An 11934-nucleotide genomic window follows, 5' to 3' on the forward strand; every position below is an offset into this window, starting at 1 on the left:
ACTATTTTACATAATTGGAGCGTTTTTTGATTTTAAAGCACTAAACTTTCAGCCAAACTCCTAGCTCTGTAGTTTTTGATATGATCTGGATCAAAAGCCTTCTTTGACCTTAAAACACCAAAAACAATATGGAGTAACTTACGCATTGCAGCTCCCACAATGGCCATGTTATGCTTGCCTTTCTCTTTTAACCTTTTGCAAAAAGTCATAATAGTAGGATTATGATTCTTAGCTACTATGGCAGGAAAGTACATTGCCTTACATAATGTTCGTGAACCGGATTTACTTAATCTGGGCTTGGCATGTACAGACGTACCTGACGTTATATTTCGTGGTATAGCTCCAGCATATGCTGCCAATTGCCTGGCATCCTTGAAAGCTTTTATGTTAGGAACTTCAGCCAAAATAGCTACTGCTGATTCTTCTCCTATTCCTGGAATGGTCAATAGAAGTTGAAAATTTTCCAACAATTCTTTGTGTTTATTTAATAGTTCACGTAAGGAGTTTTTTATTCTTTCTATTTTTTGTTTTATGTTCATTGCAAGGTCTTCCCAAGCATTTGCAACTTCTTTAGGCAGTCTCTCTTTTTTTTCTAAGTGGTTATTTACTAATGTCAATTCATCTTTTAACGCAGCCGAGCAACGATAAAGATGCTTTAATTTCTTTAACTCAGGAGAAGGTGGTGCCCAACGAATAGGTTCCTGTCTTTGGCAATAATCGGCAATTATCTCTGCATCAGTCTGATCATTCTTTTGTCGTATAAGCTTACTTTTTGCATAAAATCTTATACAAGCTGGATTAACAACACTCACAAAATGTCCAGTATTGTGTAGAAATTCAGCTAAGGCTTCACTATAACAACCAGTAGCTTCCATGCAGGCTTTTACTTGTTCTACATTATGCTTTTGTAGAAAGCTCAGTAAACCTTGAAACCCATGATCATTATTCTTGAAACTCCTTTTCCTGGTTTCACGTTTTCCTTTGTTGCTTATGAATGAAAGAGAAACATCAAAGCGATCTTTTGATATGTCTATACCCAAAAAGTTGTTGATCATATATAACTCCATACGTTACTATTAAAATGAAAAGTAAGGCTAACCTTGTGGATACAGAATTATAACCATTTAGGTCTTTCTACGATACCGTTCAGCCTATACTTTTGAGAAGGGAACTCTTGTCTACCACACAGATTTTATATCTAAGGAGATATTCAAAGTTCTTCCCTTCTCCACCTAATGCTTAAGCTTAAAACATCAGATGCTTTTGACAAGATACAAGGAGATATAGTTTCATGTGGGTTTAAAGTAATAAAAGGCAGTGAAAGCGTTTTTGCAAAATAGAAATGAAGGGTATGGATGCTAAAACAGGAAAAGCGTTAGAAGGAATAGAGCACTTAAAGCAGTCGATAATTGATATACTGACCACTCCTATTAACAGTAGAGTAATGAGAAGAGATTATGGTTCTCGATTATTTGAATTAGTAGATAAGCCAATAAATAGAGATTTAACTTTGGAAATCTATGCAGCAACAGCAGAAGCACTGGGGAAATTTGAGAAGAGATTTAAGTTAGAAAAAGTAAAAGTTGAAGGAGTAAAAGAAGGGAGGGTAACATTGAATTTAGAAGGTGTCTATCTTTCAGAAGGTAAGTTCATAAATATTAATGGAGTAGTTGTTTAAAAATGCAGCAGCCAAATATTATCGAACCACTGAACTTTGAAGAGATTTTTTCTCGGATGAAGGAAGAGTTAGTAAATAGAGATGAAACCTTTTCAGCATTAGTAGAAAGTGATCCAGCGATAAAGATTCTGGAGGTAGCAGCATGGAGGGAATTGTTACTAAGACAAAGAATAAATGAAGCAGTAAAGAGCAATTTACTAAAATTTGCAACGGGAGAAGATCTTGATAATTTAGCTGAGTTTTATGGAGTGGAGAGGCAGAAAGAAGAAGAGGACGAACGATTTAGAAAAAGAATCAAAGCAAAAATAAAGGGGTGGTCAACAGGAGGAAGTAAGGAATATTATAGATATCATGCACTGTCAGCAGATAAAAGAGTAAAGGATGCGCTGGTTGAGTCAAAAGTGCCAGGAAGTGTAGAGATCTCAATTTTATCCACAGAGTTATCCACAGTGCCAGAAGACCTACTTGAAATTGTAAAAAAGCAGGTTACTAGAGATGATATAAGGGTTTTAACCGATACAGTAACAGTGATAGGTTGCAATATTACGGAAATAGATATTCACAGCAGAGTGAGCGTAAGTCCTGTAATATCAGAGGAAGAAATCAAGAAGCAGTTCATCAAGAAGTTTGAAGCAAGCAAAAGATTGGGATGGAATGTTACAAAATCTTGGATAATAGCGAATTTGTTTGTGGAAGGAGTAGAAAACGTAGAATTAATCGAGCCAAAAGAGGATGTTGTAATTAGAGGAAATGAATGTCCTATATTGAAAACTTTGAATATTGAATTTATAGGTAAAAACTAATGCTTCTACCACCAAATGCAACAAAACAAGAACGTAGAATAGTTGAAGCAATAGATTATAAAGTAGATTCGAGCTGTATAAGAGGGTTTAAGTTCAACCTGAAAGAAGAAACATTACCATGGATAATAGAAGAATATGGATTAGAAGAAATTTTATTCTGGGTGAAGGATAAGAAAAAGGCTGTAACAGAAGGAGTAAAATTTCAAAGAGTTAGAGGAACGCTAACATCATTAAAAATAGCTCTAAAATGGGCAAATATAGATGAGATTACAATTATTGAAGAACCGCCTGGAAAACATTTTTTTGAGCTGCAAATTGGAATAAAGGATGTGCCAAATGACTTTTTTGTAGATGCAGTTGTAGAATTGGCAAAGCTGTCATTACCAGCAAGATCGCGACTAATGAGAATTTTTAATGACTATTACAATGCTCAAAGATTCATATTAGACGAAAGTTTTTTCGGAGATCTTCTATCAGACTATTCAGGGGTGAAAGTTGAAAAAGAAGGGCCAATGTTGTCTTTTGGTCGGAAAAATTCATTTAAACTAAAAATAGCAAATGCAACTTTCAATTTTAGTACATTTCGAAATCATTATGAGAGAAGTTTTAGCAATGATTTATATCGCCTAGATGTTGCAATACTTGAAGAAACAGAGCCACATACCAAAAACTACAGTGGAATATATGAACGAAGTCACCTGTGGTATAATGTCAAAGCACTATATTCTATTTCGCAGAGTTTACTACCACCAATAAAGTTTGCCAAAGCACAGATTGTACTGTCAGATAGCTGGAAATTAGGAGAAATAAATAGCTGTTTTCCTCTTTGTTATCAAGAAGAGATAGGAGGCACACTTTTCCTTGGTAATGATAAACTTTCTGATCAGCTATGGAACTTGGAATACACACCAATTTTGGAAAGATTTAATATCAGCTATGAATATGAAGCAAAGAATCTTACTGATCAAAAGGTTGCGAAAGCTAATTTAACGGAATATCACGTTAGTTGCAAAAATGATAGAAGTTCAGGAAAAGAAGATTCAATACACGAATTAGAAAATTACATTTTAGTGTTTTACCCAGGAGTACTGAAGTGGCATGAACATCGACATTTGCACAGAAGTTGGAAAAATAGTCAAGTAATATCTCTAATAAGTTAAGTACTTATATTTAGATCCTCATATATTATATTAATAATAGGTTAAAATGTATGAAATAAAAAGAAAAGGACTTGCTTTCTCATGCTAAAAAGGACATGACTTGAATAGCGGCAGGTAAATATAAGAAATTTGTCTGGCGCTAGAAAAGCTAATTTTGTGAGGTAAGTATGAAGTTTAGCAAGAGTAAGTTTTTTAAAGAAGTATCAAGTAAAAACATTAATAAAAGAAATGAAGAAGGAGAGACGATCTTGCATCAAGCAGTAGAAATCTCTGATTACAAAACAGTGAGATTATTAATAAAAAAAGGATCAGAGGTAAATGCAAGAGATAAAAAGGGTTATACACCACTACACTGTGCAGTATTTGCGAAAAGCTTAGAAAATGTAAAAGTGCTGCTAAGAGAAGGAGCGGAAGTAAATGCCACTCAATATGTCACTGGATGTACGCCACTACACTCTGCGTGCAAAATAGGAGGAGCAGGAGTTGAAATAATAAAAGAGCTAGTAAAAGCAGGAGCTGAGGTTAATCAACTGAATAAATATGGTGCAACACCAATGTATTACATTTGGGAAAGTGAAAAGTATTCTCTGTGTGATAGTAAAGAAAGTGAAAAGGCGAGCAAATTTCTGAGAGAAAAAGGTGGAATAACAAAAAGCAGAGAACTGACGTGCTATGGAATAGAGAGGCTAGTGGGAGAAATAGCAGACATGTTGAATGGGAGCTATATGCCGGAGCTAAAAATAATAGAGATAGGAGAAATAAGGAAGAAAGATAAATCACTAATAAAGGAAGAATGTGAAAATTTAGCAAGCAAAATAATGAGCCAAGTAAATGAGATGATAGATGAGGTGGTGAGAAGGAGGGCTTAGAAAAGGGATTTAAATTCAAAGAAAAAGGTGAGGTAAATTATGGTGACACTCGGTAAAAAAGAAAAAGAGGTATTTAATAAGTCAGCAAAAGAATTATTAGAGAACTCATATAAAAATATTTATGCAAGAGACAGAATAGCTCTGCATTACGCGGTAGACGCAAAAACAGTGAAGTTATTAGTTAAAAAAGGAGCGAATGTGAATGTAGCAGATGCGGAAGGATATACAGCACTGCACCTAGCAGTAACGGAGAAACGTCTAGAAATCGTGAGAGAATTGATAAAATCAGGAGCAGAAGTAAATGCTGAGGAATATGGAAATAAATGCATACCTCTACACCTTGCATGTATGGTGGAGAAAGTGGAAATAGTAAAAGAGTTAGTGGAAGCAGGAGCAGAAATAGAGCAAGAAGATAAGTTCGGAATGACAGCAATGGATTATGCGAAAACCAGTAAAGAAGTAACTGAAGTATTGAAGAAAGAAATAGACAGAATTGAAAAGTTATTTATGAAAGACTAAAAATATGGAGAAAGAAATAGAAAAGAAGGTAATGAATTTAGAGAGAAAACCTTTGGGTGAGCTGAGAAAAATATGGAAGAAGGTATATGGAGAAGAAGCGCCTAGATACTCAAAGAAATATCTGATACCGAGATTAGCTTATAGAATGCAGGAAAAAGCGTATGGAGAAATGTCAAGAAAGGGGACAAAAAGACTAGAGTATCTGGCAGATCGGCTAGAGAAGGGAAAAAGAATAAGTAGCGATAAATTACCAGTAGAGGGGACAGAATTAATATTAGAGAGAGGTGAAGAGACGCATGCGGTAATGGTAACAGATAAGGGTTTAATCTACCGAGAAGAATTTTTCACATCATTGTCAGCAGTAGCCGGAAAAATAATGGGAATGAGCTACAATGGGCCGCTTCTATTTGGAATGAGAGATAAGGAGAAAGAATGCTGAAAGAGGTAAGATGTGCGATATATACTAGGAAGTCAAATGAAGATGGTCTAGAACAAAAGTTTAATAGTCTTGATGCGCAGCGAGTAGCATGTGAGAAGTACATAAAGAGCAGAGAGGGTTGGGTAATATTGGCCAAAAGGTACGATGATGGAGGTTTCTCAGGAAAAAACTTAGAAAGACCAGCGATAAAGGAATTGTTTGAAGATGTAAAAAAAGGAGAAGTAGATTGTGTAGTAGTATATACGCTAGATAGGCTATCAAGGGAAACAAAAGACAGCATCGAAGTAACGTCATTTTTTAGAAGACATCGAGTAAATTTTGTAGCAGTAACACAAATATTTGATAATAATACGCCAATGGGAAAATTTGTACAAACGGTATTGTCAGGAGCAGCACAACTAGAAAGAGAAATGATTGTAGAAAGAGTAAAAAATAAAATAGCAACATCAAAGGAGCAGGGATTATGGATGGGTGGAACTTTGCCGCTAGGGTATGATGTAAAAGATAAAGAATTAATAATAAATGAGAAAGAAGCGAAAATAGTAGGGCACATATTTGAAAGATATTTGGAGCTGAAGTCAATGGCAGAACTAGCAAGGGAATTAAATAGTCAAGGTTACAGAACAAAATCGGATATCTTTAAAAAAGCAACGGTGAGAAGAATAATAACAAATCCAATATATATGGGAAAAATCAGGCATTATGAGAAAGAGTATGAAGGAAAGCATGAAGCAATAATAGAGGAAGAAAAATGGCAAAAAGCGCAGGAATTGATAAGTAATCAGCCATATAGAAAAGCAAAATATGAGGAAGCGCTGCTTAGGGGAATAATTAAGTGTAAGAGCTGTAGTGTAAATATGACACTGACATACTCAAAAAAAGAAAATAAAAGGTACCGATATTATGTATGCAACAATCACTTAAGGGGAAAGAATTGTGAATCAGTAAATCGAACAATAGTAGCAGGAGAAGTAGAAAAAGAAGTGATGAGAAAAGCGGAGCAGATATATGAAAATTGGAGAGAAAAGACCGAAGAAAAATGGGAAAATTTAAATTTTGGAAAGCAGAAAGAAGTAGTGAAAAAGTTAATAAAAGGAGTAATGATAAAAGAAGATGGAATAGAGGTGAGTTTAGAGGATAAGGTGGAATTTATACCAATAAAAAAGAAAGGAAAGAAATGCACAGTAACTGAGCCAGAAGGCAAAACAAACAATGCACTACTGAAAGCAGTGGTAAGAGCCCATCTGTGGAAACGGCAACTAGAAGAGGGAAAATACGAAAGTGTGAAGGAGCTGAGTGCCAAAATTAATATAGGTACAAGACGTATACAGCAAATTTTAAGGTTAAATTATTTAGCTCCGAAGATTAAGGAAGACATAGTAAATGGGAGACAGCCAAGGGGTTTGAAGCTAGTTGATTTGAGAGAAATACCGATGCTGTGGAGTAAGCAAAGGGAGAAATTTTACGGCTCAGCGTCGTAACGTTTATAAAAACAACAATATGAAAAAACATCGAAAAAAGTATGTGCCAGAAAATTAAAAAAGGTTATTGCAAAAGGAGCTACTGCAAAGGGCCACACAAAAAGATGTTGAAATCGATATAGAAGAGCAAATAAATGTTACAAAATCAATTATGTAAAAATATCAATACAAGTGATGAAGATTTTAGCATATTAGGTGCAACAATGGTAGAAAATGATCCAATTTTAGCTGCATATTTTAGTATAGTATTTCCTAAAGTAAATGATAAAGGTATAATGAAGTATTTGAGTTATAATGGCATATAGTGTGGATTTAAGGGAAAAGGCAGTATTGATGATAGAAAAAGGGAAGACAAAGGTTGAGATAGCAGAGCTCATGGAGATAGGAATAGCAACTCTGTACCGCTGGTTAAAAAAGAAAGCTGCTGGTGAAAGCCTAAAGCCATCTAAAAACGGTAGCTTTATTCGAAAAATAGACCCAAAAATACTCGAAGAATATGTTACAAAGAATCCAGATCATACTCTGGCAGAGATGAAACAAAATCTTGGATTTGGAATAAATTCAATTTGGTATAGACTAAAACAGCTAAAAATTACTTTAAAAAAAAGTCACACTATATCAAGAGCGCAATCAAGAAGATAGGCAGCAATTTATTGATAAAATCTCAAAAATAGACCATTCCAGCATCTTATATATAGATGAAGCAGGAGTTGATAATAAGTTATACCGAGAATATGGACGTGCTCCAAGAGGAAAGAAAATTTATGCAGATATTCCAGGGAGAACTCGAGAGAGAATCAGTATAGTAGCCGGGTGGATTGGAATGAGATTTATTGCACCAATGACTTTCAAAGGTGGGTGTGACAAAGAGGTATTCAATATATGGTTGGAGAAGATGTTATTACCTAAATTGCCACTTGGCACAACCATAGTTATGGATAATGCTACATTTCATAAGACCACTAAAACAAAATCATTAATAGAGTCTTTTGGCTGTCATGTGCTGTATCTTCCAACATATTCACCAGATTTGAATCCCATAGAACACTGTTGGCATACCATCAAAAGCCGCCTCAGACCTCTAATGTATAAATGTACAGACTTACAACTTTTGGTTGGTAATACCATAATGGAAATTTATCATTCATTTTAGAAAATACTATAGTAGACCTGGAGTGTAAAAGGCAGCTCAGCCAATTGTATGTCCCATATCCTCATTTTGTAGCCAGCTTAAAAACAATATAAAAGAGTATTCTTAGAAGACATTGGTACAATTTCCTTAATCTATAAATTATAGTAGTTTGTATTTAAATAATAATCTTCAACTTTTATGGCAAACTAGCAATTTTTCCCCTAGAATCAGAAGCCCTTCTTAGCTCTTCACGTCCTACCCATGAATCTTTGTTCTTGTTAGACTCGCTTATTACTTCAGGACGCATTAATCCACCAGATCTAGCAAAAACACCTCGATCTATAGCTTCAATAACCGGTAAACCTCCCAATAAGCAATTTTGCCCTATTTCTTCATGACTTGCTATTTCTTCAAATAGATCTTCATCGCTCACTTCTACTCTTATCAACTTTTTATTGTTCTCATCAGGATATAATCTAACTTCTAATTCTCCTAAACTAGTATAAAAAGTTAATGCTATACTGCTACCTTCTGTAAGATCTGTGTAATTCCTTATGCCATCTTCAGTTTTAATTTCTACTTCACTATTACCGATCTTTACTATATTTCTTCCACACTTTACATCCCCATCTGTTAGACCTAAATCCCTTGCCCCATCTGTTATCTTTATAATGTCTATTTTACTATCTTTAGAATATTCTAAATAAAAAACGGAGTTGTCTACTCTTGCATCTTTTAGCTCGCTATTGGTTGCACTTTTTGCGATTTCAATAAATTTATGAGAATTGCTAATATAATCTCTATAAGCTTTTTTTAGGTTAGTTTTATGCTCTTTAAATTCTGATGTCAGTGTGTTGGCATCAATTGTATTACCAAACACTGCCCCTTTTGATACTAATTGACATATTATATTACTAGCAACTTTAGGATTTTTTTCCAACTCACTGATTTTTTTCATCACATAATCGGTAAAAGTGTACTCATTACCTGAAAAGAAATCTTGTGAAAGAGAATAGTTTAATCGTACACCAGACTTTATAGCATCGTTTACAATCTCTTCAAGTTCAGCCATGTTTTGAGCCTGAAACACCTTATCAGAAAACTCATTTAACTTTTCCTTTTGATTTGAGGTTAAATTAACGAGTAATTTACTGACCTGTCCTTTCTTTTGCTGACGATAAATATTTATACCATAATCTAATGCTCCTGCTTCTAGAAATATTTTTCTTAACTCTTGAGCAAGATCTTCATTATCCCAAGCAAAACGATCAACATACGAAAACACTTTTGATTCACCCATTCCTTGCCTAATATTTAGCACTACTTTTAGGTCTGAATCTCTTTTATGCTTACTTAAAAACTCCTTTAAATTTTTAGTGCAGTCTGAATCGAGTACAAGTAAGTCATACAATTCCTTATTCATCTTTTTCTGTTTACCAGTTAAAAATAATTCTTCAATATCATAGCAGAGGTTATTAGTTGCTATTCGTTGTGGAGTTTTACCCTTTCTACTTGTTATATTAGGTTTAGCTCCTTTCAAAAGAAGAGAGTTTGCATTATCGTGGTGACCTTTGGCAGCAGCAAGGTATAATGGTGTTTTTCCTTTATTATCTTGTATGTTAGGATCTGCGCCTGCTTCTAAGAGTAAATCTATAGCCTGATTTCCTGTGCGACGAAATCCACCAATGTTTGCTCCTGCAATCGCATGCAATACTGTTGATTGAGATTCTCCTCTTCTTAGGTTAAGAATTACTTTTAAATCTTTATTGTTTCTATTATCATGTAAAAATTCTTCAAGGGGCTCAGTATTATCAAATGAACCACAGTTAGAAGTTAAACATTTTAGAGCACTAAGTAACTTTTTGTTTAAATTTTTTTGACTTGGTGTAAGGTCATGATCTAGAGCAAACCAAACACAAATCTGTTCACTTAATCCAAGTTTGCTATCTATCAAAGATAATGGTTCATTATAGTTTCTGACTGATGGTAAGTCTCCTGAGTACCACATATCATTCATCAGCTCATTTAATAAATGCTCTTTAGATGATAGATGTTCTATAATTGATTCATATTCAAAATCAGATGGCTCTGGTTTGGATTTTGGTTTTAGTAGATTGATAATAGATTTTACTATCCCAGTAGACTCACCCATACTTATCCCTCTAAGCTAAGATATATGATACATTGTATGCGATATGTAACATTAAGTCAATAACCATAATCTTTTTACTACTCACGTCGTTAAGCTTTTGTGAAGTTTTTATGGTGAGTAATATAAGATCTTTAGACAATCAAGCAGTTTAGCATTTACCCTACAGTACGGCTTGTTGTCTGTTTTGAATTTGTTACTATCTCACACCAACTATTTTTTTTCTTTTCATTAGATAAGGTAATTTTTTCAGAAGATTGACGTAGTGTTTCATGTTTTTCAAAATATCCTCGTTTAATCGCATCATGTACTGAATATCCACCAAGTAAGCAATTTTCTCCTATTTCTTCCTTATCTTTTAATTGATCAAGTTTCTTCTTGTCATCGTCACTTATCTTTACTTCAATTTTATTGTTGTCTTTATCACTAGAACGTAGATGAATACTAATCTTTCCTACTTCAGTAGTAAAAGACATTTCAATGCCACCTTCTAAAACGTCTGTATAATTTCTTTTTCCTCCTACATTTTCAACTCTTACTATACTCTTTCCAACATGAAATATATGATGTCTAAAACTTAAATCTTTCACTTTTGGATTATTTATAACTTTTGCAACCTCAACAGTGCTATCTTGCGAATATTTTACATAAAAATATCCATTATCCATTTCTACGTGTAAAGCTTTGCCTTGGGCACTACTGTTTATAATACCTTCATCTGCTACACTTTTTAGCTTGTTATCGATTTCTTCACGTTCTGCAAAAATCTCATAACTGAACCCATAAGTTGCATACAATAACTTATCATCATAAAAGGAACTGCATTTTACTCTTCCACCCTTTAATAGTAAATTACTCATGATATTGCGTATAATACCTATATTTTTATCATCTGATACACCCTCGTAGGCAGGAATATCTCTTATTCCCTTAGAAACTAAACTTGTTATAGTCTCACTATCGTCTGATAAACTCTCATAAGGTGGTAATCCCTTATGCTGTCGTATTCTATCAGGGATATTTCTTATTTCCTTAAAAATTAAACTTGTTATAGTATACTTATCATCGTTATATTTTGAATTGAGTCTTATCCCTTTTTGCAAATATTTATTTGTTATGCACTCTATACGCTCTAAAGCAGTGTTTGTAAAATTTTCATGCTTATCCCTATAACCTTGATCATTTTTTGTTACTACATCTTTTAACTCTTTACGAAATTCATCAATTAGACTTCTCTCACTTTCAGTCAGTAGTAGATCTAACTTAATTAAAGCAGAGTCTCTTGGACTAATAGAGTAATTTTTCCAATATAAATCACTATCATCAGTTTCACTCTGATACGACAATGTATGTTTTACACATGTGTCAACAGCCTCCCTAGTTTCATGTCTCTGATCAAGGTCATAACATTCCGAACGATTACTTATTCCTTGAACAAACAAACTATAATCATCTAAATCTGTTATGTCATCTTCAGGCGTTGGTTCCTCATTGCTATTACGCTCAATTTTTGAATGCCATGGCTCAGTATTTAATTCCTCTCCTAGCTTTTGTTCACTGATAGATTCTACAACATATTTTACTGACTCTGTATCCATACTACCTCCTAGCCTAGATATAGAATATATTATGTACAATATATAATATTGGTCAAGCTAATTTCAACACAATCTTTTTACTACTCATATTTTTGTTAAGTTTTTA

At 34.0% G+C, this 11934-nt stretch carries 13 protein-coding genes; 10 read left to right on the plus strand and 3 right to left on the minus strand.

Annotated elements, in window-relative coordinates; genetic code table 11:
* Positions 1–32: 32 nt before the first annotated feature.
* Complete coding sequence (locus tag AAGD65_RS02795; RefSeq protein ID WP_070357039.1) at positions 33–1055, minus strand: IS110 family transposase; 1023 nt, start codon at positions 1053–1055, stop codon at positions 33–35.
* A 287-nt stretch (positions 1056–1342) separates the two neighbouring features.
* On the opposite strand from AAGD65_RS02795, the gene AAGD65_RS02800 reads away from it, so the two are divergent.
* The 10 genes from AAGD65_RS02800 to AAGD65_RS02845 all read left to right on the plus strand — a co-directional run bounded on the left by AAGD65_RS02800 (position 1343) and on the right by AAGD65_RS02845 (position 8102).
* On the plus strand, positions 1343–1678 hold the full coding sequence (locus tag AAGD65_RS02800; protein WP_264704625.1) for a GPW/gp25 family protein: 336 nt from the start codon (positions 1343–1345) through the stop codon (positions 1676–1678).
* Positions 1679–1680: 2 nt separating this feature from the next.
* On the plus strand, positions 1681–2481 hold the full coding sequence (locus AAGD65_RS02805) for a baseplate J/gp47 family protein (protein WP_341811003.1): 801 nt from the start codon (positions 1681–1683) through the stop codon (positions 2479–2481).
* Positions 2481–3641, plus strand: coding sequence for a phage tail protein (locus tag AAGD65_RS02810; RefSeq protein ID WP_341811004.1), 1161 nt, complete (start codon positions 2481–2483; stop codon positions 3639–3641). The genes AAGD65_RS02805 and AAGD65_RS02810 overlap by 1 nt, the downstream gene beginning before the upstream one ends.
* Before the next feature lie 167 nt (positions 3642–3808).
* Positions 3809–4510: an ankyrin repeat domain-containing protein gene (locus AAGD65_RS02815; RefSeq protein ID WP_341811005.1), complete on the plus strand. Its 702-nt coding sequence runs from the start codon at positions 3809–3811 to the stop codon at positions 4508–4510.
* A 39-nt stretch (positions 4511–4549) separates the two neighbouring features.
* Positions 4550–5029, plus strand: coding sequence for an ankyrin repeat domain-containing protein (locus tag AAGD65_RS02820; RefSeq protein WP_341811006.1), 480 nt, complete (start codon positions 4550–4552; stop codon positions 5027–5029).
* A 4-nt stretch (positions 5030–5033) separates the two neighbouring features.
* Positions 5034–5468, plus strand: coding sequence for a DUF2924 domain-containing protein (locus AAGD65_RS02825; RefSeq protein ID WP_264339131.1), 435 nt, complete (start codon positions 5034–5036; stop codon positions 5466–5468).
* The gene (locus AAGD65_RS02830) at positions 5462–6949 is read left to right on the plus strand and encodes a recombinase family protein (RefSeq protein WP_341811007.1); all 1488 of its coding nucleotides are present in this window, start codon (positions 5462–5464) and stop codon (positions 6947–6949) included. Before AAGD65_RS02825 ends, AAGD65_RS02830 begins: the two co-directional genes overlap by 7 nt.
* 134 nt (positions 6950–7083) lie before the next feature.
* Positions 7084–7254 carry a hypothetical protein gene (locus tag AAGD65_RS02835; RefSeq protein WP_341811008.1) on the plus strand — a complete coding sequence of 57 codons (171 nt, stop codon included), beginning with the start codon at positions 7084–7086 and terminating at the stop codon, positions 7252–7254.
* Entirely contained in the window at positions 7244–7591 is a 348-nt protein-coding gene (locus AAGD65_RS02840; RefSeq protein WP_264336399.1) for a transposase, read from the plus strand. Before AAGD65_RS02835 ends, AAGD65_RS02840 begins: the two co-directional genes overlap by 11 nt.
* Before the next feature lie 28 nt (positions 7592–7619).
* Complete coding sequence (locus AAGD65_RS02845) at positions 7620–8102, plus strand: IS630 family transposase (protein WP_252154099.1); 483 nt, start codon at positions 7620–7622, stop codon at positions 8100–8102.
* A 175-nt stretch (positions 8103–8277) separates the two neighbouring features.
* Here AAGD65_RS02845 and AAGD65_RS02850 read toward each other — a convergent pair whose 3' ends face one another.
* Positions 8278–10233, minus strand: coding sequence for an ankyrin repeat domain-containing protein (locus AAGD65_RS02850; protein ID WP_341811009.1), 1956 nt, complete (start codon positions 10231–10233; stop codon positions 8278–8280).
* Between the two features lie 155 nt (positions 10234–10388).
* Positions 10389–11828, minus strand: coding sequence for a hypothetical protein (locus AAGD65_RS02855; protein WP_264376879.1), 1440 nt, complete (start codon positions 11826–11828; stop codon positions 10389–10391).
* Positions 11829–11934 lie beyond the last annotated feature (106 nt).

It is taken from the genome of Wolbachia endosymbiont (group B) of Chesias legatella, assembly GCF_964026945.1.
Taxonomy (GTDB): Bacteria; Pseudomonadota; Alphaproteobacteria; order Rickettsiales; family Anaplasmataceae; genus Wolbachia.

What these genes read in the sequence shown, in the direction of transcription:
- AAGD65_RS02795 (WP_070357039.1), bottom strand. Translation starts at nt 1,055, where the DNA reads ATGATCAACAACTTTTTGGGTATAGACATATCAAAAGATCGCTTTGAT.
- AAGD65_RS02800 (WP_264704625.1), top strand. Translation starts at nt 1,343, where the DNA reads ATGAAGGGTATGGATGCTAAAACAGGAAAAGCGTTAGAAGGAATAGAG.
- AAGD65_RS02805 (WP_341811003.1), top strand. Translation starts at nt 1,681, where the DNA reads ATGCAGCAGCCAAATATTATCGAACCACTGAACTTTGAAGAGATTTTT.
- AAGD65_RS02810 (WP_341811004.1), top strand. Translation starts at nt 2,481, where the DNA reads ATGCTTCTACCACCAAATGCAACAAAACAAGAACGTAGAATAGTTGAA.
- AAGD65_RS02815 (WP_341811005.1), top strand. Translation starts at nt 3,809, where the DNA reads ATGAAGTTTAGCAAGAGTAAGTTTTTTAAAGAAGTATCAAGTAAAAAC.
- AAGD65_RS02820 (WP_341811006.1), top strand. Translation starts at nt 4,550, where the DNA reads ATGGTGACACTCGGTAAAAAAGAAAAAGAGGTATTTAATAAGTCAGCA.
- AAGD65_RS02825 (WP_264339131.1), top strand. Translation starts at nt 5,034, where the DNA reads ATGGAGAAAGAAATAGAAAAGAAGGTAATGAATTTAGAGAGAAAACCT.
- AAGD65_RS02830 (WP_341811007.1), top strand. Translation starts at nt 5,462, where the DNA reads ATGCTGAAAGAGGTAAGATGTGCGATATATACTAGGAAGTCAAATGAA.
- AAGD65_RS02835 (WP_341811008.1), top strand. Translation starts at nt 7,084, where the DNA reads ATGTTACAAAATCAATTATGTAAAAATATCAATACAAGTGATGAAGAT.
- AAGD65_RS02840 (WP_264336399.1), top strand. Translation starts at nt 7,244, where the DNA reads ATGGCATATAGTGTGGATTTAAGGGAAAAGGCAGTATTGATGATAGAA.
- AAGD65_RS02850 (WP_341811009.1), bottom strand. Translation starts at nt 10,233, where the DNA reads ATGGGTGAGTCTACTGGGATAGTAAAATCTATTATCAATCTACTAAAA.
- AAGD65_RS02855 (WP_264376879.1), bottom strand. Translation starts at nt 11,828, where the DNA reads ATGGATACAGAGTCAGTAAAATATGTTGTAGAATCTATCAGTGAACAA.